Below are 26313 nucleotides of genomic sequence, written 5' to 3'. Positions count from 1 at the left end.
GGACTGTATTTTTCTCTTTAATAGAGGGAAGAGAAGAGCAAATGGAGCAACAATGGGTAAATGAAATAATTAAGGCTCTAAAAAAACTTGGGGGAGTCGGAAAGTTACATGAAATTTATGAACAAGTAAAAAAAAACAGTGAGATTGATCTGAGCTCCTATACTGATTGGAAGTCGCAGGTAAGAAAACATATCTATCTTCATTCTAGCGATTGTGACATTTTTAAAGGGGAGGATGATCTCTTTTATGCGGTTAAAGGGAAGGGGAAAGGATACTGGGGGCTTAGGGATTTCAAATCTTCAGGAGAAATACAGGATAAAATAGCTCAACACGAACAAATCAATAGAAAACATTTCTAGAGGGCTGGTGAAATACGACTGATTTCGCTGAACCCATTGTTTTCGATCGAAAGAGAAGCGTTAATTTTGCAAGACTTCTCTATTTGAGAAAAAAGTCCATTTTCCGCGATTTTTCACTAAATCACCGGCCTTCTAGCGATTTACCGCGTTTTTCAGCGCCGGGTGCGCCCGTTCATCACACCCGAACACCCGTTAAAGGGCGCGGGAGGCCGCAAGTTGACCCGGCCAACGGGACAGGCGATTTTTCAGCTGTTTCAATATGTGAACGTCATCCTGCTGGAGCTGCCAGACGGGCGCATCCAACGCGCACTGGATCGCCCCCTCAACCCGGACCAGCGAAGGATTCTGCAGGGATTGGGCATGGATGAGAGCATCTACGTGTAACTCACATTTCGCACCCTCCCGACGAAAATCGGGAGGATTTTTTCATCCCGATGTCGAATAGGTCCTTGGTACACAAGGAAAGCAAGGGAGTTTCCACACCATGGACGTTCGAATTCGTGCTATTTATGAAAGTTCCTATTTGAATATAATAAGTGCCATCTTCAAGGATCTTGGCCTCCCCCAGCTGATTGACCGGCTGGTTCCGGTGGATCCCCAATGCCACACCCGAGCCAGCGATGTTGTCTGGCTGCTCATCCTGGATATCTTAAGCGGCCGTCAAGCGCTGGTTCATTTGGAACGATGGGCGCATGAAATCGATTTGCCCAAGCTGATCCGGCCGGAGCTCCAGCCTTCTTGGTTCAATGACGATGCCATCGCCCGCCATCTGGATCGCCTGTATGATGCCAACATCCATCAAGTCATTTCGGCTTGCCTTGTGCAGATCTACAAGAAGGAAGGCATCCCCCTTCGGGTGTTCCATGCCGATACGACCGATGTATCTGTTTACGGCACGTATGAATCGGCCTCGCCGGATACCCTGCATATTGCCCATGGGCTACAACCGACAACACCGTTGGCAAAAGCAGATCGGCTTCGGACTGATCGGCAACGAGGATGGCGTTCCTTTTTATGGAGATGTGCACGACGGCAACCTGCCGGACAAAACGTGGAATCCCGAGGTGCTGTCCCGTGTCCATGAGCAGCTGAAGCAAGCGAAGATCGAGGACGAATGGATTTACGTGGCAGATTCCGCCGCGATGACGAAGGACACGCTGGCGCAAACGAAAGCGGCGAACGCCTTTTTGATCACCAGAGGCCCGTCGTCGCTCCGGATCGTGAAAACCGCGCTGGCCGAAGCCGATGCCAGGGACACGACGTGGAGCGATCCATTTTCGCTGGCAGAGAAAAACGGCGCCACGTATCGGGTATGGGAAACGGCATCGACGTATGAAGGCCATCCGGTTCGGCTGGTCGTCGTCGAATCGAGCGCCCTCGACCAACGGAAAGGAAAGACGCTCGAAAAAGAACGAGCACAAGAAGCGGAGTTTCTTCACGAGGAACAAGCCCGTTGGGAGCGCCACCCGTTTTCGTGCCGGGAAGACGCCGAGTGTGAGTAAAATATTTGTGGGTGACATTTCGAAATGATCCCCGACGAGGGTTGCGAACTTTTGTTCGCGACGCTCGTCGGGGCCACCAAGCGAAGCGCGGTAGAACAAGCAAATGTCATGCAAAAAGGACTCTCTCCCTGCTATGATGGTGATTGTCAACATCAACCGAAAACAGGAGGGAGAGAGTCCATGAAACATCTTACCACAGAATGGCCTTTATTAAAAGAGTTGGAGGAACAATTGTTGAGAACTCTTCAAAAGGTGTTCGCTGTCTTGTTGGCGGCCCTTTTGGAGGAGATCGATCAACAACTGGCGGAAGCGCGGGACAAGCGCCGGTATCAGCTGAAAGACAAACGGCCGACTACGATCCAAACGCTGTTTGGGGAAGTGACGTTCCGACGGAACTACTACTATGATCGACAAACGGGGGCGTATACGTTCTTGCTGGATGCCGAATTAGGCTTTGATGGAGCCCGATCGATCAGTCCTTGCCTCGAGGAAACGGCGGTCGAGTTGGCCGTAGAGTGCTCTTCCTACCGCAAAGCGGCCCGTACGTTGGAGTCGATCGTGGGGTATGCGGTCATGAGCCACGAGGCGATTCGCCAACTGGTGCTGGAGGCCCCTGTCTCGCTGCATCACCCTGTTTCCAAATGGCACGGCCGGGTGCTGTTTGTGGAGGCGGATGGACTGTTTATTTCCCGCCAGGGGAAAGGGAAACGGGCGAAAGAAGAGAAAATCCTGGCGGTTCACGAGGGATGGAAACGAAACGGTTCGCAGCTCGAGCTCGTGAACCGGCGCCACTACCTCCATGAAGGGGAGGGAGACGTGTGGGAACGGTTCGAAGAGTGGCTGATGAACGAATATGCCTATGATCCGTGCCGGGACCTGTTGATCATCAACGGCGACGTGGCGTCGTGGATCACGGCCTGCCGGGAGTATTTTGGGAAGCGGGCGTGCTTTCAGCTGGATCGATTTCATGTGGCGCGGGAGCTGCGTCAGTGTCTGTCCGGCCATCCGCGTTGGCGGGAGGTGCGGAAGAAGCTGGCGAAACAAGACGAAGAGGGGCTTCTCGTGGAGCTGAACAGCGCGGTCGGCACGTTGGAGGACGAAGCGAAAGAGAAGCAGATGGCTGCCATGATCCGCCGGATCGAGTCGATGCCGGGATGCATCCGGGACGATCGGGAGTGGCTGTCGGAGCAAGGGGTGGAGACGACCGGCATGCGTCCGATGGGCCACGCCGAGAGCGTGATGAGCCGGTTTGCGCATCGGGTGAAATCCCGCCGCAGCTGGAAAGACCAAGGGCTTCGGGCGTTTCTGAAGGCGATGGCAGCCCGAATCGACGGGATCCGGTGGAGAAAGGGACGGTGGGAGGAGCAAGAGCCCCAGTCGACCGTCTCGGCCTCAACAAAGTCCAAGCGGATCGAACAGGCCAAACGGAAGGCCGGACAGTTGTGGGCGGATGTGGTGCGTCAGAATCTACCGTGTCTGCAACAGTCATCCGGGACGCCGATCCATCAAGCGTTGTCGGCGCTCCGGGATGGTGGTTGGGTGTAAAAAAATAGAATGTAATATGATCACCTCAAGATGAGGGATGAGAGTCCGAAAGCGCTTACGATATTAATTCCTGAAAATGGTTCGCTAACTAGTGATTGACAACGCCCGTAGTGAACCGAAAAAATGTTCTCCACAAAGTCTTGACTGACTCAGACGCCGAACAAGCCTTGGCATCCCTCAAGGCATCCCTTCGTCCCCGGTTCCATCGAGTGGAGGCCGTCGTCGAAGAGATCGTGCGTCCGAAAAAACGGCGCGGACGGCCGAAAAAAGGGGCGGAACCGGAAATGGAGACGCTGTACACCCTTCGCCTGAGCGTAGAATTCGACCAAGACGCGTGGGAACAGGCGAGACGGAAAGCGTCCCGGTTTGTTCTCGTCACGACGGTGCCGGAGGAATGGAAGGACCGACGAATGGACGCGAAAGAGATCTTGAAGCTGTATAAAGGGCAGATCTCGGTGGAAATGAACTTCTCCTTCCTGAAAGATCCGTTCTTTACGGACGAGATTTACGTGAAAAAACCGGAACGAGTGGCGGTGTTGGGCTATTTGTTTCTCCTCGCATTGGCCATTTACCGCGTTTTCCAGCGCCGGGTGCGTCAGTTTATTACGCCGGAGCGCCCGTTAAAGGGCGTAGGAGGCCGCAAGCTGACCCGTCCGACCGGGCAGGCGATTTTTCAGTTGTTCTGGTATGTGAAAGTCGTCCTGTTGGAGCTGCCGGATGGGCAAATCCAACGCGCGTTAGGTAAACCGCTCACCTACGAGCAGCGAAGGATTCTGCAAGAGTTGGGAATGGACGAAAGCATTTATGTCTAATCTCATAAGGAATGATGAGCGATGGTAAAAAAAGGATTGCCATCGCTTGTTGTGTTGGCTCAAAAAATATTTTAAAAAAATGAATAAAAAATCCTTTGTTTCTGCACCCCGAGTTCGACAGCTTTGAGGTCATTTTAGACAAATGGAAATGACCAAAATGCTGTTATATCAAGGGTTTCGTCATGCGGATCCTAGAAAAAAACGCCGAATTTCATAGGCACACGATTTATTCATTTTTTCTTTTAAAAATAAAGTTTATACGTTATGATATAGGCATGTACATACGACGAGTCACACGAAAAAACAAGGATGGAACAACCGTTGCTTATCTCCAGCTTGCTCACAACGAATGGGATCCGAAGGCCAAATAGGCGAAAGCGAAGGTGATTGATTCGTTTGGGCGCGAAGATGAAGTGGATCGCGCCGTCTTGGAACGTCTGGCCAAAAGCATTTCGCGATTCCTTTCTCCTGACTCATGAATCGTGGCGAGAAGTAAGAGACGAATGCGAACGTCTCATGATTGGACATTTTTCTACAAAAAACGGCGACCTTGATCAACGAACCGAACTGACGGCCAAACAAGCGCAGCTCTTTGCGGCTATAGGGCTGGAGCCTCCTCCGAAGATCCTAGGCATCCATCCTCGCGCCTAGATACACGCCCAAAGTGTGCCCAAATGTCTCTCGTCCCTTTTGCATCAAGGGGCGAGAGGCATTTTGTTTGCCTAGTGACTGTCGAACTCGGGACCTTGTTAGGGTGCGAAATGTGAGTGATTATTCCATCATCAACGGTTTTGAAAATCAATGGCGTCCTCCCAAACGCTTCGGGCGGTAAGGAACGGATCATCCGGCTGTGCAATGGGAGAGAAGAAACACTGTAGGTTAGTTCTGTATTTTTAAATTTTTCAAAAATATTTTGTTGACTTATGTGGCCAAACAGTCTATGCTGGTACTGTCACGACATTTAGCAGAGGAGAGATGAGCCATGAGTGTAGCGCAGGAAAAGAAAGGCTATTTCGGCGAATTTGGCGGCAGCTTTGTTCCACCTGAACTGCAGGAAGTGCTTGATTATTTGGAGGAGCAGTTCCTGAAATATAAGGATGATCCGGAATTCAATGAGGAGTTTCGAACCTACTTGCGGGAGTATGTCGGCCGCGAGAGTCCGCTGACGTTTGCGGCGCGGTTGACGGAGCGGCTCGGCGGGGCGAAGATTTATTTGAAGCGCGAAGATTTGAACCATACTGGTTCGCATAAAATCAACAACGTCATCGGGCAAATTTTGTTGGCGAAACGGATGGGGGCGAAACGGGTCATTGCGGAGACCGGCGCAGGCCAGCATGGGGTGGCGACCGCTACCGCATGCGCCATGTTTGGCATGGACTGCACCATTTATATGGGAGAAGAAGATACGAAGCGTCAGGCGCTCAATGTGTTCCGCATGGAGCTGCTAGGGGCGAAAGTCGTGCCGGTCTCGAAAGGGCAAGGGCGGTTGAAGGATGCCGTGGACGAGGCGCTGAACGATCTTGTACAAAACTATAAGACTACGTTTTATTTGCTTGGTTCGGCGGTTGGTCCGCATCCGTATCCGTCGATGGTGAAACATTTTCAGTCGGTTATTAGCGAAGAGAGCAAGCGGCAAATTTTAGAGAGAGAAGGGCGGCTTCCGGATGTGGTGGTGGCCTGCGTTGGCGGGGGAAGCAACGCCATCGGGGCGTTCGCCCATTATTTGGATGAACCAAGCGTGCGGCTCATCGGTGTCGAGCCGGAGAAGGCGGCGACGTTGACGAAAGGGGTTCCGGCGGTTCTTCACGGATTCAAGTGTCTCGTGTTGCTTGATGAAAACGGCAACCCGCAGCCCACATACTCGATCGCCGCTGGGCTCGATTATCCGGGCATCGGTCCGGAGCACAGCCATTTGAAAGTGTCCGGGCGGGCTGAGTATTATACGGTTACGAATGAGGAAGTGCTCGAAGCGTTCCAACTGTTGTCCAAAACGGAAGGAATCATCCCCGCTCTGGAGAGTGCCCATGCGGTGGCGTACGCTATCAAACTCGCGCCGACGTTAAGCAAAGACCAAATCATCATTGTGAATTTGTCGGGGCGCGGAGATAAAGATGTCGAGCAAGTGTTTTCGATGTTACAATCATAAATTAAGAGGAAAGCGGGCGGACTTTCACGGCGGTGTCCACGTGAAGCCGCCTGCTTATTGTTTTCGATCTCCCGTTTCCCGATTGGTGATGTTCTGCCCTTTTTCACCATCGTTGGCTAACTAATCGCCACTCCTGCACTCGCATATCCCATGACGGAAGCGGCGATTGAAAGGCCGGAAGTGGTGATGAAAAACGCCATGAGCAGCCGGTCGCCAGCATTGACAGGCACGTTTAATCCTGTGATGATGCCGCTGGCGTTTTGGGCTAGGGAGATGGGAAAGGTGATTGATGGCGTTAATGTAATGAGCGTGCCTGGAATAGGCGAAAATACGTTGCTGGATGGAGAAGTGGCGATGTACAATTGAGCGCGGATCGTAGCTGTTCCTAAAAGCGCCGTGCCCGTTGTGGCGGAAAAATTGGCTGCGACAGCAGTAATGATTCCTGAACGCGGAATGGTAAAGGAAAAATTCGATGTGCCGCCAAGGTTTATGGTTCCTCCCACTAAACTGATGCTTGAAGCAGCGTTTCCAAATCCGATCAAACTTGCGGTGTCGGCCAACCCAGCTATAGTGGCGGCCAAGACAACCGTTGTTCCTGAAGCGAATGGAATGATGGCTCCTGCTCCAGCGGGTCCTGTGGGTCCGGTCGGCCCTTGGGGTCCAATGGGTCCCGTGGGTCCTGTAGGTCCTGTGGGTCCGGTTGGTCCTTGGGGTCCAATGGGTCCCGTAGGTCCAGTCGGTCCCGTGGGTCCGGTCGGCCCTTGGGGTCCAATGGGTCCCGTGGGTCCGGTCGGTCCTTGGGGTCCAATGGGTCCCGTGGGTCCTGTAGGTCCTGTGGGTCCGGTCGGCCCTTGGGTCCAATGGGTCCCGTGGGTCCTGTAGGTCCCGTGGGTCCGGTCGGTCCTTGGGGTCCAATGGGTCCCGTGGGTCCTGTAGGTCCCGTGGGTCCTGTAGGTCCGGTATAGATTTTTACAATCGGCGGCCATGTTCCGCATAAAGGGGAAAGACATTTTACTCGAATAGGACGTCGGTCAGACAAGCGGCATAACCTCCTTTCATCGCGATTCATCGGCTTGGTGGAACGTGCTTTCGGCGGCGAGAATGGATTGCAGCAAACATTCGTTGTGCAAAACCGCGGGATGATGAGGAACGTATTGTTTGGCTTTTTCGTTATGTTGGTATGCTAACTCGTACTCGCCCATGTAAAAGTAACATACACAAAGCTGCAAGTGGGAAAGCCAAGTCCAACAAGCATGATGAACAAATCCCCAGCTGTCGGAAGGCATTGTGAGCTGAGTGGCTAAATGGTACCAAAATGCGGCAAGCCGATATTACTTGCGCTGAAGAAAGTAATAGCCGAGCCGGCAGCAGCATTCAGCCCGAGGGGTATCGTATTCGAACGATCGGAACGCATATCGCAATGCCTGTTCTTCATCACCGAGCGCATCAAAACCATCCGCTACCTTTCCGCAGGCGGCGATGCAATCTTCCACCCACCCTTTTTTTGTCTGCAAAAACTGTTCGTAATACTGAATGGCTTGTTCGTATTGTAGATGGTCAAACAATTCGTTGGCAAAGTAAAATAGATCTCTTGGCGAAAGTTCTATTCCTTGTGCTAGCTGCCTCTCGTAAATTTTTAAATTTCGGTCTGAAGCGTGATGAGTAGGTTGATGAATGATGGTAATGTCGCTATTGAGAATGGTTCCCCATACTTCCAAATATTCGTGAACGACCCCATGCCATCGGAAGCGGTTGGCTCGTTTGATGAGGCGGTTGCGGCGGACGCTGGAAATCGTTTTTCCATCTTCATCTTGGGCAAGGCTGTAAATCATGATGACGGAGTCGATGTCAGAAGAAAGGGTGTGCTTCAGTGTGAGAAATTTTGTTTGCTCTTCTGCCGGCAGGATATCGTCTGCGTCCAGCCAAAAAATATAGTCCATTGCGGCGTGGGAAAAGGAGAAATTTCTCGCCGCAGAGAAATCATCGCTCCAAGGAAAGTCGATGACTCGTGCGGTGTAGGATCGGGCGATTTCTTTCGTGCGATCGGTCGACCCTGTATCCACAATCACGATCTCGTCTACGAGATGTCGGACGCTGTCCAAACAGCGGGCAAGGACGTCTTCTTCATTTTTGACGATCATGCAAAGGCTGATGGTGATCAATTTCCTTGCACCTTCCTTTCGACCATGTTGCTGCTTTACAATCATGCAGGAATGTGCTTATGCCAATGCCGCATGGCGCTGTAAAAAAGAGAAAAATAGGCGGGGCGAAGAAAATCCCTTCATCCCCTTGGCTGATAAATGGAGGAGATGAAGGGACTTGGTTTTTTGGCGGGTCGGCTTTAAGTGGCAGCTTTCTGTAAGGCGGGTGCTCGCCAAATCTTATCGCTTCGAAGCGTCAGCGCAAATAGGAGGGTTTAAACCGCTTCAATAGGAATGAATTCCCATTTGTTCACATCAAATAACCCTTGGTCGGTCAGCTTGAGCTCCGGGATGACCGGCAAGGCGAGGAAGGACAGTGTGATAAACGGGTTGAAGGCATGGCTTGAGCCGAGCGAGTCCAGCGCTTCATGGATCTGTTTCAATCCATTTAACACTTCAGTATAATCTTTTCTTGTCATCAATCCGCCGATCTCAAGCGGTAATCCAGCGAGCACCGCTCCGTCTTTGACGACCGCAAGCCCGCCGTGCTGCCGGCGGAGCTGTTCGATGGCGGCGGCGAGGTCGCGATCGTTTGTTCCCGCGGCGATGATGTGGTGTGAATCGTGCGCGATCGAAGAAGCGATGGCGCCTGCTTTGAATCCGAAACCGCGGACGATGCCAAGGCCGATGCCGAGGCCGCGATGGCGTTCGACGACAACAAGCTTCAGCAAATCCCGCTCGACCGAAGGGGAAAAGGCCCCGTCCCGGACATCCACCTCGGTGACGAGATGGTTCGTATGCAAATGATTTGGGATGATCTCCATGACATTGGCTTTGTTTCCTTTCGTCATCGGGATGCGAAGATCCGATTCGGTGACGGGTCGGCAACGAATGGATTGAAGCAATTTCGGTTCGGTTTCACTGGATGCCGGATGGAAGGAAAGCGTTGCCCTTCCATGTTCGGCGACGAGCGCCCCTTGTTTGAAGACATGGGTGATTTTCAGCGTTTCCAAATCCTCAACGAACAAAAAGTCGGCGTCATACCCCGGGGCGACAGCGCCCTTCGTCGACAACCGGTAGCACTCGGCGGCGTTTAACGTGGCCATTTGGATCGAAAGAAGCGGGTCGAGCCCGGCGCGAATGGCGAGCCGCACGTTGTGGTCGACGCTGCCTTCGAACCATAAGTCGTCGAGATGTTTATCGTCTGTGCAAAACAAAAAGCGGCGCGCGTTGTACTCCGTGACGGCAGGAAGAAGTTTTTCGAGGTCTTTGGCGACCGATCCTTGGCGAATGAGCACGTACATGCCGCGGCGAACGCGTTCAAGCGCTTCGTCGACGGTGACGCATTCATGATCCGTATGGATGCGGGCGCTTCGGTAGACGTTGATGGCGTTGGCATCAAGGCCGGCCAAGTGGCCGTCGATGAGGCGGTTGGCGTTTGCCGCGAGCGCCAGTTTGTCAAGCATCGATGGTTGTTGTTCCTTTAATGACGGATAGTCCATCACTTCCGCCAATCCGAGCACGCGCTCATCAGCGAAAAACGGCGCCAGTTCCGCCGCGGATAAGGAGGCTCCGGCATGTTCGAACGAAGTGGCGGGCACGCACGACGGCAGCATCATATACACATCGAGCGGCGTCCGTTTCGCATCGTCGAGCATAAATTGTATGCCGCGGACGCCAGCGACATTGGCGATTTCGTGCGGATCGGCAATGACGGTCGTCACGCCATGCGGGAGAACGACGCGGGCGAATTCGCTCGGGGGCACCATCGACGATTCGATATGCACGTGTCCGTCAATCAGCCCCGGGCATATATAACGCCCTTCGGCATCGATCGTTTTCCTTCCCTCATAGCGGCCGATGCCGACGATCATCCCTTCCGCAATGGCGAGATCCCCTTCGATGATTTCGCGCGTAAACACGTTGACGATTTTCCCGTTTTTGACAACGAGATCCGCTTTGGTTTGTTTCGCTGCGGTGGCTAGCTGTTTTTGTAAGATCGAATTCATGCTGCTGACTCTCCTTTCCTCATGTCCATCGCCTGATCATCGGCGGAAATTGGTTTCATTGTAATGAGCCAGCTGACAAGTTGTCAACCGCTTTGGTTCGTTTTTTGCCATGCGTATGGCGCTGTTGTTTTCGCCTCTCTTTATAACGTAACAATGTTATGCTGCAATTAACAAAAGGAAGGGGGTGTGCGGCTCATGGAACAAGAATTGATCTCGAAAAAAGGACTGCTTGAGCTGACGGGCATTTCGTACGGCCAGCTTTACCGCGATATCACAGCATTTTGGCCATGTTCATTTGCCTGAAATGGCCTCAAAACTGTCGAACTCAGGAAATAAAATCCGGCGTTTTAGGGCTGTCTCACAAAGATGAGATAGCCCTTTTTACATATGGCTTGACAAAGAAACAGTTCTTCAGTTAATGCCACAAGCAATGGATAGCATATTGCTTTTCTTATTTTTGGGCCATTTCAAAATAAAATTTGTCTGGAAATGGAGAGCCCCTCTTTCCCAAATAGTATACATAATGAACAATAGTATATTTTTTGATACTATGTAAAAATAAAGTGCGTACTTTTAAAGGCAAAACATACATAGTATACTCATCAGTGTGTAAGAGATAAACACATAAAAATGCTACTGCTTATGCAACCTGCAAAATTTTTATGAGAGGTGAAGGATTCATGGAATTACAATTAGCATTGGATCTCGTAAACATTCCAGAAGCGAAACAATTAGTAAAAGAAGTTGAGGAGTATGTGGATATTGTAGAAATCGGCACTCCAGTTATCATTAATGAAGGTCTTAGAGCTGTAAAAGAAATCAAACAAGAATTTCCTCACTTAAAAGTATTGGCAGACTTAAAAATCATGGATGCCGCCGCATATGAAGTCATGAAAGCGTCCGAAGCCGGAGCCGACATTATCACGATACTTGGAGTTGCTGAAGATTTGTCCATCAAAGGTGCTGTGGAAGAAGCTAAAAAACAAGGCAAAAAAATATTGGTGGACATGATCGGGGTTAAAAATTTAGAAGAACGAGCGAAAGAAGTAGATGGGTTTGGAGTCGACTATATTTGCGTACACACAGGTTATGATCTTCAAGCAGTCGGCAAAAACTCTCTTGAAGACCTTGCCACAATCAAACGTGTCGTGAAAAACGCAAAAACTGCGATCGCAGGCGGCATTAAATTAAACACATTGCCTGAAGTCATTAAAGCAAAACCTGATCTTATCATCGTAGGCGGCGGTATTACTGGCCAAGAAGACAAACGCGCTGTAGCTGCTGAAATGAAAAAAATGATCCAACAAGGTGAATGAATGATGCAAGCTACGCAATATTTAGGAGAAATCATCAAAGAGTTAAATCGGACAGCCGATTTAATCGCCGCGGGAGAAGCGGAAAAATTGGTGAATGAGATTCTCGAAGCAAAGAAAATTTTTGTAGCTGGCGCAGGCAGATCTGGATTTATGTCCAAATCTTTTGCGATGCGAATGATGCACATGGGGCTAGACGCCTATGTCGTAGGCGAAACCATCACCCCTAACCTAGAACAAGACGACATTTTGATCATTGGATCGGGTTCAGGGGAAACGAGAAGTTTAGTTTCCATGGCTGAAAAAGCGAAAAGCTTAGGGGCAACCGTAGCGTTAGTGACCATTTTCCCTGAATCGACCATTGGACAATTGGCTGATATCACGGTCAAATTGCCTGGCTCGCCTAAAGACCAGTCAGATAACGGATACAAAACGATACAGCCGATGGGATCGCTTTTTGAGCAAACCCTCTTGCTGTTTTATGATGCGATCATATTAAGATGCATGGAGAAAAAAGGATTGGACTCCAATACCATGTTCAAAAGACACGCCAATCTGGAATAGAGTATAAGGAATGCTGCGCAGACATCTTTAACCATTCGAAATTTTAAACTATTTAAACGAAATTTTCAACTTAATCACGGGGGAAAGGAGAAAAGGCCGCAAAGCTTTCTTTAAGAAACGCTTTGCGGTCTTTTTTGATCGGGAGATTGGATTCTTGTGATCGATCCATGATCGTTCATTCCCTTCGTGCACATCAGCCGCTCTCCCACTATCAGCATTCCCTCGATGATCATTACAAATCAAGTCGGTTATAGTCAGAACGCGGGGGGGGGGGGGTGCCAAGACTTTTTGCAAAATCGATGACCACTCCTTTCATGGTTGCACGCGGCGTCAAAAACTCTCAAAAGTCTGTTGCCTTCCATAATCCATCGGTAAAATCGTGCGATGGTGGCAAATGTCATTCAGCAAACCTTGAAGAACGCAACTCCGCATGCAGATGTCAGGAAACGGCGAACAAAACGCCCGCCCTCGGCAACGGGTATTCCCGCTGCAGAAGGCGGGCAGTCTTTATCGCTATTCTTTGCCGCAGAACTCTTCGTCGTAATAGAAGTCCTGCTCAAACTCCACCCACCCGAAAAAGAGGGGACGAGGCTCCTCGACCATCTCTAAGCGATAGACGGTGCTGACGTAGAAGGGGATATCGGGTTCTTTGACCGGCGCCGGTGCCATGTGCGCCCAGTCTAGGAACACAATATCCTCTAACAGATAGTCTTGGAAGGCGCTCAGCATGTCAGTGATGGCAAAGCCCATGTCAAGGATGCCCTGCTGGATCTGCCGCCATTTCCACCAAGAGGCCTCCAAGTAAGAGAGTCCAAAATAGCCCGCGGCACCGGGCCCACGCACCCCCTCTGTACAGCGGCTTAGAAAAAGCAGGAGTCCCTTGACGGTGTCGACCGGGTCCGTGAAGAACACATCAAACTGGCCGCGGAGATGGGACGGCAATTCATCCCGCACATCGTAGACCTCGGCGTGGACGTGGTCCCAACCTTGGTCCTGAGCCACATCGCGTACAAAGCGGACAATGCGTTCATCCACGTCCAAGACACAGATGCGCCGCGGCAGCCCCGAGAGCGCAGCCGCAATGCTTGTAAGGTCATCATCGCCCAGCAGCAAAATGTCTCGCCCCATCAGATCTCCCTGTTGGGCCATCAGTGCCAGCCGCCGAACGGTTGTCTCGGGCGTCACATACCCTTGGTCAAAGTCGGGCGTCGCCTTGGGCCGCATGGCTGCGATATCTTGAAAAGCAGCAAGGACGCTGTCAAAAGGCGGCCTCAGAACGAGTCAGTCAAGACTTTGTGGAGAACATTTTTTCGATTCACTACGGGCGTTGTCAATCACTAGTTAGCGAACCATTTTCAGGAATTCATATCGTAAGCGCTTTCGGACTCTCATCCCTCATCTTGAGACGATGATACGATATTCCATTTTTTTACACCCAACCACCATCCCGGAGCGCCGACAACGCTTGATGGATCGGCGTCCCGGATGACTGTTGCAGACACGGTATATTCTGACGCACCACATCCGCCCACAACTGTCCGGCCTTCCGTTTGGCCTGTTCGATCCGCTTGGACTTTGTTGAGGCCGAGACGGTCGACTGGGGCTCTTGCTCCTCCCACCGTCCCTTTCTCCACCGATCCCGTCGATTCGGGCTGCCATCGCCCTCAGAAACGCCCGAAGCCCTTGGTCTTTCCAGCTGCGGCGGGATTTCACCCGATGCGCAAACCGGCTCATCACACTCTCCGCATGGCCCATCGGACGCATGCCGGTCGTCTCCACCCCTTGCTCCGACAGCCACCCCGATAGTCCCGGATGCATCCCGGCATCGACTCGATCCGGCGGATCATGGCAGCCAGCTGCTTCTCTTTCGCTTCGTCCTCCAACGTGCCGACCGCGCTGTTCAGCTCTACGAGAAGCCCTTCTTCATCTTGTTTCGCCAGCTTCTTCCGCACCTCCCGCCAACGCGGATGGCCGGACAGACACTGACGCAGCTCCCGCGCCACATGAAATCGATCCAGCTGAAAGCACGCCCGCTTCCCAAAATACTCCCGGCAGGCCGTGATCCACGACGCCGCGTCGCCGTTGATGACCAACAGGTCTTGGCACGGATCATAGGCATATTCCTTCATCAGCCACTCCTCAAACGTTCCCACACGTCCCCGTCCCTTCATGGAGGTAGTGGCGCCGGTTCACCAGCTCAAGCTGCGACCGTTTCGTCTCCATCCCTCGTGAACCGCCAGGATTTTCTCTTCTTTCGCCCGTTTCCCTTTCCCCTGGCGGGAAATAAACAGTCCATCGCCTCCACAAACAGCACCCGGCCGTGCCGTTTGGAAACAGGGTGATGCAGCGAGACAGGGGCCTCCAGCACCAGTTGGCGAATCGCCTCGTGGCTGAGGACCGCATACCCCACGATCGACTCCAGCGTGCGAGCCGCTTTGCGGTAGGAAGAGCACTCGACGGCCAACTCGACCGCCGTTTCCTCGAGGCAAGGGCTGATCGACTGCGCTCCATCAAAGCCAGTTCGGCATCCAGCAAGAACGTATACGCCCCCGTTTGTCGATCATAGTAGTAGTTCCGTCGGAACGTCACTTCCCCAAACAGCGTTTGGATCGTAGTCGGCCGTTTGTCTTTCAGCTGATACCGGCGCTTGTCCCGCGCTTCCGCCAGTTGTTGATCGATCTCCTCCAAAAGGGCCGCCAACAAGACAGCGAACACCTTTTGAAGAGTTCTCAACAATTGTTCCTCCAACTCTTTTAATAAAGGCCATTCTGTGGTAAGATGTTTCATGGACTCTCTCCCTCCTGTTTTCGGTTGATGTTGACAATCACCATCATAGCAGGGAGAGAGTCCTTTTTGCATGACATTTGCTTGTTCTACCGCGCTTCGCTTGGTGGCCCCGACGAGCGTCGCGAACAAAAGTTCGCAACCCTCGTCGGGGATCATTTCGGAATGTCACCCACAAATATTTTACTCACACCCTCAGAACAATGCCGCGCCCCGCGCAAACCTCACAGCGCTGTTCGGCCACCCGTTCTAGGCCCATACCCCTTTCCAGCATCGAAATAGCATTTTTGCTGCTTTCGATAGGGAAACGATAAAAGACGCGCTGAAGTTGGAAGAATTTTTTTAAGGTTCCATAAGCATGGTGTTTTTATTAAGGTTTAAATCGGTAATAGCGGTATGGTGTTTTTCGCCTCTAGTTTTTCCATCATTTCATACCAATCCCTTGGTTTGTTCGATAAGACAGAATAATAACGTTTCAAAAACTTCACAACAAGATCCGCTGGAAGTTCATTCACGCTATCGTCCATCGGAAGGAAACAAAGATCAAGCCCGGTTACGGCTTCTCCATCATTGTTCCAAGATGGATGGACATAAGGGAAGTCAAGCCGCTTATATCCCAAATGAGATAATACCTCACGACGAACATATGGATCCATCGGCTTAATCCCGCCAAATTCATAATGCTTCACCCGATAAGGATCATAAATCTCGGCGAACATGCCATACAACTGCTTTCCATTTGCAGCGGCCCAATTTTGCAAATCCTCCAGCCGCTTTTTGGCTAAAAACCGGCCGATCCCCAGTCCTGCTTGGCCGATAATGGTGAAATCTGTCATCGCGACATTTAAATCTTCATAATAACGGTACTCCGTTGCGCCTACTACCTCTCCTTCGTGAACAGCAACGCACACACGAATTCCCGGATCTTCCAGAGGCTCTTTCCACAAATCAAATGCCAATACTTCTTCCGGAGGAAATACATTTTGCATCAATTGATGCATTTTCTTAAACAAAGGGTCTTCAATGCTCGTAATTCTGCGATACTCCATTTTCATCATTCTCCTTTAAGATTTTGCGCGATAAAAAGGATTTTTCCATTCCATCAGTGCAGCATAATTGCACGATTCTTCATCTTCTAAATAGTTCGCCACCACTTTGACAGGTGTGCGGCCGCAGCGAAGCAGGAAGGTAATAACAGGATCTTTCAATTTGCCTTTTACTACCGCTTCGAGATATTGCTCCGCTGTCATCTCATGCGCTTTTTTATGATAGTCAGGCATCCTCCCTCCGCCTAACAGCCGCTCTAGTCCCAAATGAACAACCACTTCATACATGGATAGCATCAGCCATTTTCCCAGCCCCCATTTGCGGTAGGCAGGGCGCACGCCAATATCAACGACATAAAGCGTATTCCCGTTTGGGTTATGGTTACGGATATATCCATGATCCGTGATCTCTTCCCATGTATGGTCCGGATGGCTGGGGTCAAAGTCGACAATAAGCCCTGTCATTGACCCTGCAATTTCGCCATTCACCTCAACACATAAGGCTCCCTCTGGAAAGAGTGTCACATGGTTTTTCAGCTGTTCCGTATTCCACCATAATTCAGACGGGAATGGCGGAGGAAAACTTTCCTGTTGAATGCGGATTAATCCAGGAAAGTCCTTTTCTTCATAATTTCGGATCACCGCTGGAACAGGACGATCTTGGTTAAAGACATAAAACTCCTTTCGATACATTCTTACCCCTCCTCTCTCATTATCCATCTAGCAACGTATCGCCCATTCATGTGGCGATACTGATATTATTAGGCACATCATTCCATTTAACAAGTAGATACTTTCGTGTTACATAGTGTGAAAAATTATACCTAAAAATAAAAAAAGAAATTCGGAGGTTCATCACCAAAAGTTGTACTTGCACCTGTCATGAAAGTATGTTAGCTGTTTCTAGCCGAACCCGCAATGCAAAACGCTGGATATTTCTGTATCCGTATCCCCGACGTTTCATCAGCTTGATCTTGTTATTTGTTCCCTCCATTTTCCCATTTGAATAAGGGGATAAAATGCACGATATGATTTCGTCTGTTCGTTTGACGAGTGATTTTGCGATGGCGCGAACAGCAGAACAAGGACAAAACAAATACCGATGAACCCAGGCGTTCAAACGACGTTTCGCTTGTCGCTCGCTTTGGCTTTTGGATACATAACGAAAATGTTGAAGGGATTGATAGACAGCCTGCAAGGAATCGCTCTCTTTCTGCCACTCCCGCACCGTTTGGCGCTCCTCCTCGGTGAGTTTCTCGGGGCACTGGGTCAATAAGCGGCAAACATACCGAACATGCCCATGTTTCTTGTTCCCTTTTCCGAAGGATTGGCGGCATCGATCCAACGCTTCCGTAAACAATTGAATCACATGAAAATAATCGACCACATGCTTCGCTTCCGGACACACCCCTTGAATGGCTTTTTTCATCGCTGGAGCCAAATCACTCACGACATACTGAACAGAACCAGACACAGGAGCCAACACACGTCCAATGGCTTCCTCGTTCTTTCCTGCTTCAACGGCATACACTTCTCCCGTTTCGGCATCCATGACTGCCACTCCGTAATCATGTCCTTTTCGAAACGCAAACTCATCGACACAAACTGCCTTTGGTTGGATGTCATTCGATAGGAAGGAAGGGGCATGGGTATAAAACCAGCGTTCGACGGTCGTGTACGGAAGCTTGAGCATACGAGTCACCGCCTGAATGGATGTTCCGATGCAAGATTGCGCCACCCATTGCTGAAACGCATCCGTCGCTGCACTTCGAGGGGAAATTCCGGGATAAGACGTGCTGAATGTCATGCCACATGTACAACAACGTCTACGCTCCACAGGGAGTTCCACCCAAAAGATGCCGATCCGTTGAGCATACCCATGCATCCATTGCTTCTTTTTTCCTGTCATTTTGATCGTGCGTTTCAAGCAAACAGGACATAACGGGCATTGTTCGGGAAGAGAAAGTTCGAAAATCCAACGTTCTTCTTCTTTTCGCACCTTTTGAATCAAAACATCTGGTAAATCGATGAGTTCTTTGATAAACTGAGCGTACATGCGAATTTTCCTCCAATGGTTTGGTTTGGACACCTTTACCATACAGGAAAATTCGCATTTTTTGTACCCTCTATTTTCTCTATGCACACCGATCTTCAATGATCAAGTACAACTTGTGGTGAAGAGCCAATTCGGAATATTTTTTCCAGACCTTCCTCGCATTCGAACAGCCATGCCTAGTCCACATTATTGTGTAAAATCCATTCTCCATCCAGTGAACTTGGATCACTGGAAAACAAAAGCACTTTTTTGCCGTTTTTCTTTTTACGCCATTTTCGGGACTCCATCAACAGTCATCAACGCATATACAGAAAAACCAACGGACAGCGGTTCTTTCATAAAGATGGTTGTCCGTTGGTTTTTCGCGTCTAATTATAAAACTTATTGCTTTCCTCATTATCTTTCATGTGTGTATTTCTTTGTTTACCAGCAAAAAAAGAAAAGTGCATATAACATACACGCAGATCGTTTTCGAAGCTTTCATAACGGAGAAAGCTTTCTACTTGGCTGCTTCATTGATTTTTACTTGCCCCTTTACGACCGTCTCCATATAGTTTTTGCCCCATTCATACATCGCATCAAGAATTGGCATCAAACTTTTTCCATGTTCGGTCAATGAATATTCCACTTTTGGCGGAACAACCGGATAGACTTCGCGATGAACAATTTGATCTTGCTCCAGCTCCCGCAGCTGGTTAACAAGCATTCTTTGGGTGATCCCAGGCATGAGGGCTTTTAGTTCGCTAAACCGCTTCTTTCCCCTTTTCCTAGATGCCATAAAATAAGCATTTTCCATTTACCGCCAATAACAGCGAGTGTTAATTCTTTTTCACAATTATACGTCTTGCCACAAACGTGTCCCATCATTTCACCCCCATGTTGATTATAACGCGATAGTATACTTTTTGTCACTTTATGATCATAAAGAACATACTTACAAATAAATGTTATATATCTGTTATTTTCACTCATTGCAAATGGTATTCATTCCTTCGGGATAATACAATCCATTCATTGCATCTGGATGCCTTTTATATCATTAAGTATATTTTTTTACACTATATTATATTTTTGTCACTACATGATAATAAAGTGCGTACTTCTCAATAAGTTTTATACACATTATACTAGCATCTGTAAACAATCACGGGTACTGGAGGGAGCAGCATGAATCGTTTTACTATTCCTCGCGATATTTATTTTGGAGAGAATGCTCTCGATGTTTTAAAAACATTGGAAGGAACAAAAGCTGCCCTCGTCATTGGCGGCAGCTCCGTCAAGAAAAACGGAAATCTTGATAAAATTCAGCAACTTCTTTCAGAAGCCAATATAGAAACAAAAGTGATTGACGGAATTACGACAGAACCAACCACCCAAATGGTAAAAAAAGGAGTGCGCATTCTTAATGATTTTCAGCCAGATTGGGTGATCGGGATTGGCGGCGGGTCAGTAATGGATGCGGCAAAAGCGATGTGGTTGTTCTATGAACATCCAGAATTGACATTTGAAGAAGCGACACGTCCATTTAGCCTGCCACGCTTACGCACAAGGGCAAAGTTCGTGGGAATCCCAACGACAAGCGGAAGTGCATCGGAAATATCCAATTTATCGGTTATTACTGATGCAGAAACAGGGGTCAAATATCCACTGGCTGATTTTGAACTGACGCCAGACATGGCGATTATTGATCCGATTATGGTCCAATCCATGCCGAAGCACGTTACAGCCTACAGCGGGATGGACGCAATCACACATAGTATTGAAGCATACGTAGCAAAGCCTCGTACGATTTTCACAGATTCCTTGGCTATTGAAGCAGCTCAAGTACTGAAAGAAAATCTTCTTGCTTCTTACCACGGAGATGCTAAAGCCCGCGAACAAGTTCATTACGCTCAGGCGATGGCTGGAATGGCCTTTGCTAACGCGGTGCTAGGAAATGTGCACAGTCTTTCACACAAAAGCGGCCCAATATTTAACATTCCGCATGGATGTGCCAATGCGATTTATTTACCATATGTAATCCAATTTAATCGCACGGTAGTCGAGGAACGTTATGCAGCAATTGCCAAACGGCTCGGTCTGGATGGGGAAAACAACAAAGAATTGGTGGATTCACTCATTGCTTGGATTCGTGACTTGAATAATAAGATGAATATTCCAAATACACTTCAAGAATACGGAGTGTCCGAAGAAACGTTCACCGCACACGTGGATGAAATGGCGGCCAATGCCGTAAAAGATCCTTGTACAAGCACAAATCCGCGTGAAACTTCTGTAGAAGAAATGAAAAAATTATATATCGCAGCGTTTTATGGTCTAGATGTCAACTTCTAAACAAATAAAAAAAGCAAAGCCTGTCACTAACATTCTTACCAGCGATAAAAAGATCGGATTCCATTGAATCTGATCTTTTTATCCCACCGTTTGCTTTTATATTTATATTACCATAGATGCCTTAAAAAAGGTACTAGGTTATTTTAATCATTTGCCTTTTAGCGGATGTATTTTGTTTAAACGTTCATGCACGACAAATACATGGACAAGACTTTCTCCCTGAAATGGGCATTATTCATAAAAAATACCAATTCAAGCAATGTAGTAAACGTTGTTATATCTGCTCTATCCACTTTATTCTTTTGGGAAAATGTTTCGAAAAGTCAGGGGGGATCACATTGGATTCAATGACCTTTATCTTGTTTGGAGCAACAGGTGATTTAGCGAAACGAAAAATTTTCCCTGCATTATATAATTTATTTCTTGATCAAAAAATGCCGCAGCCATTTTCCATTATTGGCGTAAGCAAAAGAGAATTGTCCGATGAAGCGTTTCAAACATATGTGGAAAATTCGGTAAAAACCTTTTCCAGACGTTTGGCAAATGACCGTTCCAAAATGAAGGAGTTTCTTCGCGCGTTTCGCTATATTTCTCTAGATGTAACGAATGCACAAGGGTATAAAAAGTTGCTTGAAATGGTTCAACAACGGGAAAAAGAATTGAATATTCCTGAAAACCGCATGTTTTATTTATCTGTTGCGCCGGAATTTTTTGATGTGATCGCGTCGAACATCAAGGAAAGCGGATTAGGATCCACAACAGGTTGGAAACGTCTGATTATCGAAAAACCGTTTGGCCACGATATCCAATCGGCCCAAGATTTAAACGAAAAATTAAGCCAAGCTTTCGAGGAAGAAGAAATTTATCGGGTAGATCATTACCTTGGAAAACCGATGGTGCAAAACCTTGAAGCTTTAAAATTCGCCAACCCTGTGTTTCAAGCGATATGGAATAATCAATTTATAGCCAATGTGCAAATTACAGCTAGCGAGACCGTTGGGGTAGAACAAAGAGCAAGCTATTATGATCAAGCAGGCGCCATTCGCGACATGTTTCAAAACCATATGTTGCAACTGTTGATGATGACAGCCATGCACTTGCCAAAACAAATTAGCGCAAAAGACATCCGTAACGAGAAAAGAAAAATTATGGAATCTCTTCGACCAATACAGAAGGAAGAAGTAGGCTTGCACGTTGTTCGCGGCCAATACGGTCCTGGAGAAATCGATGGCAGACCAGTGGTTGGATATAAAGAAGAACCTGGCATCGATGCTTCTTCGACAACGGAGACGTTTGTTGCGGCCCGTCTGTGGATTGATGATGAAAACTGGAGCGGGGTGCCATTCTACATCCGTACAGGTAAAAGAATGAAGGAAAAGTCCACACGTATCGTGATGGAGTTTAAAAATCCATTAAAGGAATGGTACTTGCCAAAAAATGAAGAAACAGCTCCTAATCTTTTGGTGATTCAAATCAATCCGAACGAAGGCGTTTCGCTGCAATTCAATAGTAAAAATGTATTCAACAACGGAAAGATGGAGCCTGTCCATATGGACTTCGCAACGAATCAGAAAGAGGTGCCTGAAGCGTATGAACTCTTAATTTTTGACGCTTTGCACGGCGATTCGACTTTCTTTGCCCATTGGAAAGAGGTCGAACTATCTTGAAATGGCTGCAACCTATTTTAGAGGCATTTGCGGAAAACCTCCTTCCTCTTTACTCCTATCGTTCAGGATCGATGGGGCCAGAGGCGTCTTATCAATTATTGAAAGAAGACGGATTTTATTGGCGGTAAATAAGCTCTTCCGGAGCAAACCTGAAAACATAATTTCTGGATAAACTAACTATGAAATAGGAATAGCTAATCTTCTTTGACCAAGATATTTTTAGGAGGTAGTCAGCATGAGAGTCGGGCTAGTCGGTTTAGGAAAAATGGGATTAAACTTAGGCAAAAATCTTATGGACCATAAGCACGAAGTAGTGGCGTTCGATATAAATGCAAATGCGGTGGAAGAAATAAAAAAATACGGTGCTAAAGGCGCATCCACTTTAAAGGAACTCGCCCTATCATTAGAAAAACCGAGAATTGTCTGGATAATGGTTCCCCATACCGTTGTTGATTCGGTGATTAGTGAAATTGCTCCATTTTTAAGCAAAGGAGACATTGTGATCGATGGTGGCAATTCTCACTACAAAGAATCGATTCGCCGCTATAACGAGCTAAAGGAAATTGGAATTCACTTTATGGATGCGGGAACTTCTGGCGGAGTCGAAGGCGCTCGAAACGGAGCATGTTACATGGTTGGAGGCGATCCCGAAGCTTGGAATATGGTCGAGCCTCTTTTTCGCGACACTGCTGTAAAAAATGGGTATTTATATACTGGAAAAGCAGGCAGTGGCCACTTCTTAAAAATGGTCCACAATGGGATTGAATACGGAATGATGGCTGCCATTGGCGAAGGATTCGAAATATTAGAAAAAAGCGAATTCGATTACGACTATGAAAAAGTGGCGAGAGTGTGGAACAATGGTTCGGTTATTCGTTCATGGCTCATGGAATTAACAGAACGCGCGTTTTCAAAAGATGCAAAATTAGAGGAAATCAAAGGAATTATGCATTCTTCCGGCGAAGGAAAATGGACGGTCGAGACAGCATTAGATCTGCAAACGGCCACTCCTGTCATCGCCATGGCCTTATTGATGCGGTATCGTTCATTAGAAAGCGATACATTTACAGGAAAAGTGGTAGCCGCTCTACGCAATGAATTTGGCGGACATGCTGTAGAAAAAAATGAGAAGAAATAACATAAAATCCCCTTGCAGGAAGGCATACAATGGACATGCGCTGCAAAATAGAATGAGAAAGGAGAAGTGTATATGGCTATCTCTTTTGATTACTCCAATGCCTTGCCATTTATGAAAGAGAGTGAACTACATTATTTAAGCGAATTTGTAAAAGCGGCTCATCATATGCTTCATGAAAAGAAAGGCCCAGGATCCGATTTTCTTGGTTGGGTGGATTGGCCGATTCGTTATGATAAGGACGAATTTGCGCGAATCAAGCAAGCAGCCGAAAAAATCCGCAATCATTCAGATGCTCTTGTCGTCATCGGCATTGGCGGATCTTATTTAGGGGCAAGGGCCGCTGTTGAAGCATTATCCCATGGTGTAAATCCATTTGACCAACCGGGAGTGGAAGCATACAAAAACAATATGCTTGCCTTACTTGGCAAACCGGGCTTTGAAGCGGAAAAAGCGGCTCTCATGAAACGGTTGTCTAAATAACGTTTTTCCGCTTGTTATCGTGCAACTATCCTGAAAATACGTAAATTCCAAAAGGGATAAACTTTGGATATTCAACAGAACGGTATTTTCATCCTCCCGATGGCGCCGAAATTTTTTCGGCATGGGGGTCTATCTTGAAATGAGGCTCTGCATCTAAACTACCTGTTTTCCTGAACTCTACAGGAAACAGGTAGTTTCATTTTTCCTGAAATTTGATGATCATCTTTTTTCGCATGCAGACCATGTTCAGCAGGCAAGGTCAACTCTTCTAATCGGTATTTCTAATACAGAGCGATCATCTCCATTTCTTTCTTTTGCCAAAACTTACTGTCTCAACTTTTGAAAATGGAATGACTAAGCAGCTTTCAGTGCGAAGACGAGAGATATTTATTGTTGTGAAGAGAACCATTGGCGGAAAAATATACGAAAACGGTGTCGCATTTGTTTTTTGAACGCAAAGCAATCAACGCAACGATTCAAAAATAATAAACGTGAATGTTGAACAATTGACAAACGGTTTTCACAAAGTTCACATCATTGTTTGGTATTGTATCACAAGAAGGTGGTGAGCCGATGAGGAGATATGCAGATCATTGGCTGCTTGTCCTATTGCTGCTCCTTGTCTTTCCGTTGCCAGCGCGTGCGGAAGAAACCGTTCAAGCCCGCATCGACGAAGCGCCGGAGTATGGGGTGGTGAGGCTAGCGAGCGGCGTCTATGATGAAGCGATCGTATTATCGAAACCCCTTACGTTGGAAGGGATTGGGGAGGTGACGATTCGTTCGTGCCGCAAGTCTCCTGTCATTGCGATATACGGCCGGCATGTTGTGTTCAAAAATATTCGTGTGGTGCAATGTGGTGATGCGCCCGATATGCCGGCGATTTACGTAACCGGACATGATCATACGATCGACGGTGTGCGCGTGTTGACGAATCAGCAAGGCGTCAAGCTTGATCACGCGCATCATACAACCATTGTCCACTGCGCTGTTCAAGGCGAGAAAAACGGCAATGGCATTGATCTATGGGAATCGACGCAAAACGTGATTCATTATACGGCGATTGAGCGGGTGAAAGACGGAATTTACATGGAAAACAGCCATAACAACGTACTAAGCGGCAATCACATTGACAATGCCCGCTATGGCATTCATGTCATGTTTTCGAATCGCATCGTGCTGCGACACAACATTTCCGAAAAAAATATCGCTGGAGCGATGGTGATGGGGACAGAACAAACGATAGTGGAACAAAACGTGTTTACACGAAATCACCAGCACGTTCACTCGCAAGGCCTTTTGCTGTATGATGCGAAGAAAACAAAGGTGCGAAACAACCGGATCGCGACCAATCGGATCGGAATGTATGTTGAACGCGCTCACGATAATGAATTTACAGGAAACGATGTTTCTTACAATTTTATCGGTATGCAGTGGAATGAGTCATCGAACAACCACGTTTCAGACAATTCATTCATCGGCAATGTTTATGACGGGCAAGCCGTTCGCAGTGCGGATAACGTCATCGTTCGTAACTACTGGGATGCAGCGTCCAAGTTAGATGTCACAGGCAAGGGAGAAAGCGCGATTCCGTACCGAATGGATCCGTTTTTTCTCGCATTGACGACGCGCATTCCGGAATACCAATTGTTTTTCCATTCGCCAGGGATGATTGTCTTGCAAAAGCTGCTTCGCAGTCCTGACGAACAAGTGTTGACGGATGATGCTCCGCTCATAGAGCCGCCAACGGCTACGAAGGACGATCCTTCTCAGCCGACAATATTGTTGTACGTGATCAGTGCCGGAATGATTATCGGAAGTCTCACTGGATTCATCAAAGGGAGGAAGCGAGCATGAAACGAAAAGGAAAATGGTTGGTTGCTTTTATGTTGCTAATTGTGAGCATGATGGGGTGTCAGCAACAGGCTAAGCCGGTCGCGATTGATGAAAACAAGGATAAGTGTGAAGTTTGTCATATGGCGGTAGGAAATAATCCGTTTGCAACTGAACTTGTATTGAATCATGGACAAGTGCTTAAGTTTGATGATATCGGATGCATGTATGAGTGGAGGAAAGAACATAAAAACGAAACGGTAGAAGTCGCTTTCGTGCGTGATTATGAAACGGGCGAATGGCTCGAGGCAGAGAAAGCGACATACGTATACGACCGAGCGATTCGCACGCCGATGGCATACAATGTCATTTCTTTCAAAGATAAAGAAAGCGCCAAGAAATTTGTTGACCAGCATGGCGGAACGGTTTTCACGCATGATGAACTCAGCCGTCATTCATGGGAACGAAATCAAGAGATGATGATGGAAATGAAGAAAAAACATATGAAAATGGATCAACAGCAAGGCCAGCATGATGATCATATGGGCAACTGAATACCAGTTGCCTTTTTTCCTCCCTCGTTTGAA

Annotated in this window: 15 protein-coding genes and 11 pseudogenes; 17 read left to right on the top strand and 9 right to left on the bottom strand. The window is 48.2% G+C overall.

Features of this window, described 5'->3' with window-relative positions; genetic code table 11:
* Positions 1–41 precede the first annotated feature (41 nt).
* The 8 genes and pseudogenes from A0V43_RS08285 to trpB all read left to right on the top strand — a co-directional run bounded on the left by A0V43_RS08285 (position 42) and on the right by trpB (position 6364).
* Positions 42–359 (top strand): hypothetical protein, encoded by a 318-nt coding sequence (locus A0V43_RS08285; RefSeq protein WP_128578002.1) that lies wholly within the window; start codon positions 42–44, stop codon positions 357–359.
* Between the two features lie 132 nt (positions 360–491).
* Positions 492–743, top strand: a pseudogene (locus A0V43_RS18905) (IS1634 family transposase); the annotation flags it as partial.
* 100 nt (positions 744–843) lie between these two features.
* A pseudogene (locus tag A0V43_RS08280) lies at positions 844–1852 on the top strand (IS1634 family transposase); the annotation flags it as partial.
* Between the two features lie 189 nt (positions 1853–2041).
* Positions 2042–3406 carry an ISLre2 family transposase gene (locus A0V43_RS08275; protein WP_063192874.1) on the top strand — a complete coding sequence of 455 codons (1365 nt, stop codon included), beginning with the start codon at positions 2042–2044 and terminating at the stop codon, positions 3404–3406.
* Positions 3407–3555: 149 nt separating this feature from the next.
* Positions 3556–4218, top strand: a pseudogene (locus A0V43_RS08270) (IS1634 family transposase); the annotation flags it as partial.
* 275 nt (positions 4219–4493) lie between these two features.
* Positions 4494–4691: pseudogene (locus A0V43_RS20910) on the top strand (IS1634 family transposase); the annotation flags it as partial.
* A complete protein-coding gene (locus A0V43_RS19775) occupies positions 4615–4869 on the top strand; it encodes a hypothetical protein (protein WP_063192872.1) in 255 nt (84 codons plus the stop codon). The pseudogene A0V43_RS20910 and the gene A0V43_RS19775, both read left to right, overlap by 77 nt.
* Before the next feature lie 331 nt (positions 4870–5200).
* The gene (trpB, locus tag A0V43_RS08255; RefSeq protein WP_063192871.1) at positions 5201–6364 is read left to right on the top strand and encodes a tryptophan synthase subunit beta; all 1164 of its coding nucleotides are present in this window, start codon (positions 5201–5203) and stop codon (positions 6362–6364) included.
* Positions 6365–6480: 116 nt separating this feature from the next.
* Here trpB and A0V43_RS21005 read toward each other — a convergent pair.
* The 3 genes and pseudogenes from A0V43_RS21005 to ade all read right to left on the bottom strand — a co-directional run bounded on the left by A0V43_RS21005 (position 6481) and on the right by ade (position 10514).
* Positions 6481–7433: pseudogene (locus A0V43_RS21005) on the bottom strand (exosporium glycoprotein BclB-related protein).
* Positions 7420–8526: pseudogene (locus A0V43_RS08240) on the bottom strand (glycosyltransferase). The pseudogenes A0V43_RS21005 and A0V43_RS08240 overlap by 14 nt, the downstream one beginning before the upstream one ends.
* A gap of 254 nt (positions 8527–8780) precedes the next feature.
* Positions 8781–10514 carry an adenine deaminase gene (gene ade, locus A0V43_RS08235; RefSeq protein WP_063192869.1) on the bottom strand — a complete coding sequence of 578 codons (1734 nt, stop codon included), beginning with the start codon at positions 10512–10514 and terminating at the stop codon, positions 8781–8783.
* Positions 10515–10709: 195 nt separating this feature from the next.
* On the opposite strand from ade, the pseudogene A0V43_RS08230 reads away from it, so the two are divergent.
* The 3 genes and pseudogenes from A0V43_RS08230 to hxlB form a co-directional block, all read left to right on the top strand.
* Positions 10710–10781: pseudogene (locus A0V43_RS08230) on the top strand (DUF4004 family protein); the annotation flags it as partial.
* Between the two features lie 413 nt (positions 10782–11194).
* Entirely contained in the window at positions 11195–11830 is a 636-nt protein-coding gene (gene hxlA / locus A0V43_RS08225; RefSeq protein WP_015375155.1) for a 3-hexulose-6-phosphate synthase, read from the top strand.
* 3 nt (positions 11831–11833) lie between these two features.
* Positions 11834–12391 (top strand): 6-phospho-3-hexuloisomerase, encoded by a 558-nt coding sequence (gene hxlB / locus A0V43_RS08220; RefSeq protein WP_063193839.1) that lies wholly within the window; start codon positions 11834–11836, stop codon positions 12389–12391.
* 513 nt (positions 12392–12904) lie between these two features.
* Here hxlB and A0V43_RS08215 read toward each other — a convergent pair.
* From A0V43_RS08215 to A0V43_RS08190, 6 genes and pseudogenes are all read right to left on the bottom strand, one after another.
* Entirely contained in the window at positions 12905–13615 is a 711-nt protein-coding gene (locus A0V43_RS08215; protein ID WP_236930995.1) for a bis-aminopropyl spermidine synthase family protein, read from the bottom strand.
* 205 nt (positions 13616–13820) lie between these two features.
* A pseudogene (locus A0V43_RS08210) lies at positions 13821–15178 on the bottom strand (ISLre2 family transposase).
* Between the two features lie 374 nt (positions 15179–15552).
* Positions 15553–16224, bottom strand: a complete 672-nt coding sequence (locus A0V43_RS08205) for a GNAT family N-acetyltransferase (RefSeq protein ID WP_033015477.1) — start codon at positions 16222–16224, stop codon at positions 15553–15555.
* Positions 16225–16239: 15 nt separating this feature from the next.
* Entirely contained in the window at positions 16240–16914 is a 675-nt protein-coding gene (locus A0V43_RS08200) for a GNAT family N-acetyltransferase (protein WP_063192868.1), read from the bottom strand.
* Between the two features lie 187 nt (positions 16915–17101).
* Positions 17102–18277, bottom strand: coding sequence for an ISL3 family transposase (locus A0V43_RS08195; protein ID WP_063192752.1), 1176 nt, complete (start codon positions 18275–18277; stop codon positions 17102–17104).
* Positions 18278–18776: 499 nt separating this feature from the next.
* A pseudogene (locus tag A0V43_RS08190) lies at positions 18777–19141 on the bottom strand (winged helix-turn-helix transcriptional regulator).
* Between the two features lie 303 nt (positions 19142–19444).
* Between A0V43_RS08190 and A0V43_RS08185 the strand changes: the two are divergent.
* The 6 genes and pseudogenes from A0V43_RS08185 (at position 19445) to A0V43_RS08160 (ending at position 26280) form a co-directional block, all read left to right on the top strand.
* Positions 19445–20611, top strand: coding sequence for an iron-containing alcohol dehydrogenase (locus A0V43_RS08185; protein WP_015375150.1), 1167 nt, complete (start codon positions 19445–19447; stop codon positions 20609–20611).
* A 338-nt stretch (positions 20612–20949) separates the two neighbouring features.
* Positions 20950–22406, top strand: a pseudogene (gene zwf, locus A0V43_RS08180) (glucose-6-phosphate dehydrogenase).
* 107 nt (positions 22407–22513) lie between these two features.
* Positions 22514–23416 carry a phosphogluconate dehydrogenase (NAD(+)-dependent, decarboxylating) gene (gene gnd, locus A0V43_RS08175; protein WP_063192867.1) on the top strand — a complete coding sequence of 301 codons (903 nt, stop codon included), beginning with the start codon at positions 22514–22516 and terminating at the stop codon, positions 23414–23416.
* A gap of 72 nt (positions 23417–23488) precedes the next feature.
* Positions 23489–23776, top strand: a pseudogene (locus A0V43_RS08170) (glucose-6-phosphate isomerase); the annotation flags it as partial.
* A gap of 693 nt (positions 23777–24469) precedes the next feature.
* Positions 24470–25750 (top strand): right-handed parallel beta-helix repeat-containing protein, encoded by a 1281-nt coding sequence (locus A0V43_RS08165; RefSeq protein ID WP_063192865.1) that lies wholly within the window; start codon positions 24470–24472, stop codon positions 25748–25750.
* Positions 25747–26280: a nitrous oxide reductase accessory protein NosL gene (locus A0V43_RS08160; RefSeq protein ID WP_063192864.1), complete on the top strand. Its 534-nt coding sequence runs from the start codon at positions 25747–25749 to the stop codon at positions 26278–26280. The genes A0V43_RS08165 and A0V43_RS08160 overlap by 4 nt, the downstream gene beginning before the upstream one ends.
* The last annotated feature ends 33 nt before the right edge of the window (positions 26281–26313 follow it).

Source organism: Geobacillus sp. JS12 (genome assembly GCF_001592395.1).
In the GTDB taxonomy this organism is placed as follows: Bacteria; Bacillota; Bacilli; order Bacillales; family Anoxybacillaceae; genus Geobacillus; species Geobacillus zalihae.
Note: the sequence above shows the minus strand (reverse complement) of the source record. Positions and strands in the feature narration are given on the sequence as shown.

Bases quoted from the DNA above. Each gene is read 5' to 3' on its own strand.
- A0V43_RS08165 (WP_063192865.1), top strand. From the start codon at position 24,470: ATGAGGAGATATGCAGATCATTGGCTGCTTGTCCTATTGCTGCTCCTT.
- gnd (WP_063192867.1), top strand. From the start codon at position 22,514: ATGAGAGTCGGGCTAGTCGGTTTAGGAAAAATGGGATTAAACTTAGGC.
- A0V43_RS08195 (WP_063192752.1), bottom strand. From the start codon at position 18,277: ATGTACGCTCAGTTTATCAAAGAACTCATCGATTTACCAGATGTTTTG.
- A0V43_RS08275 (WP_063192874.1), top strand. From the start codon at position 2,042: ATGAAACATCTTACCACAGAATGGCCTTTATTAAAAGAGTTGGAGGAA.
- A0V43_RS08215 (WP_236930995.1), bottom strand. From the start codon at position 13,615: ATGCGGCCCAAGGCGACGCCCGACTTTGACCAAGGGTATGTGACGCCC.
- trpB (WP_063192871.1), top strand. From the start codon at position 5,201: ATGAGTGTAGCGCAGGAAAAGAAAGGCTATTTCGGCGAATTTGGCGGC.
- A0V43_RS08185 (WP_015375150.1), top strand. From the start codon at position 19,445: ATGAATCGTTTTACTATTCCTCGCGATATTTATTTTGGAGAGAATGCT.
- A0V43_RS08200 (WP_063192868.1), bottom strand. From the start codon at position 16,914: ATGTATCGAAAGGAGTTTTATGTCTTTAACCAAGATCGTCCTGTTCCA.
- ade (WP_063192869.1), bottom strand. From the start codon at position 10,514: ATGAATTCGATCTTACAAAAACAGCTAGCCACCGCAGCGAAACAAACC.
- A0V43_RS08285 (WP_128578002.1), top strand. From the start codon at position 42: ATGGAGCAACAATGGGTAAATGAAATAATTAAGGCTCTAAAAAAACTT.
- A0V43_RS08160 (WP_063192864.1), top strand. From the start codon at position 25,747: ATGAAACGAAAAGGAAAATGGTTGGTTGCTTTTATGTTGCTAATTGTG.
- A0V43_RS08205 (WP_033015477.1), bottom strand. From the start codon at position 16,224: ATGGAGTATCGCAGAATTACGAGCATTGAAGACCCTTTGTTTAAGAAA.
- hxlA (WP_015375155.1), top strand. From the start codon at position 11,195: ATGGAATTACAATTAGCATTGGATCTCGTAAACATTCCAGAAGCGAAA.
- hxlB (WP_063193839.1), top strand. From the start codon at position 11,834: ATGCAAGCTACGCAATATTTAGGAGAAATCATCAAAGAGTTAAATCGG.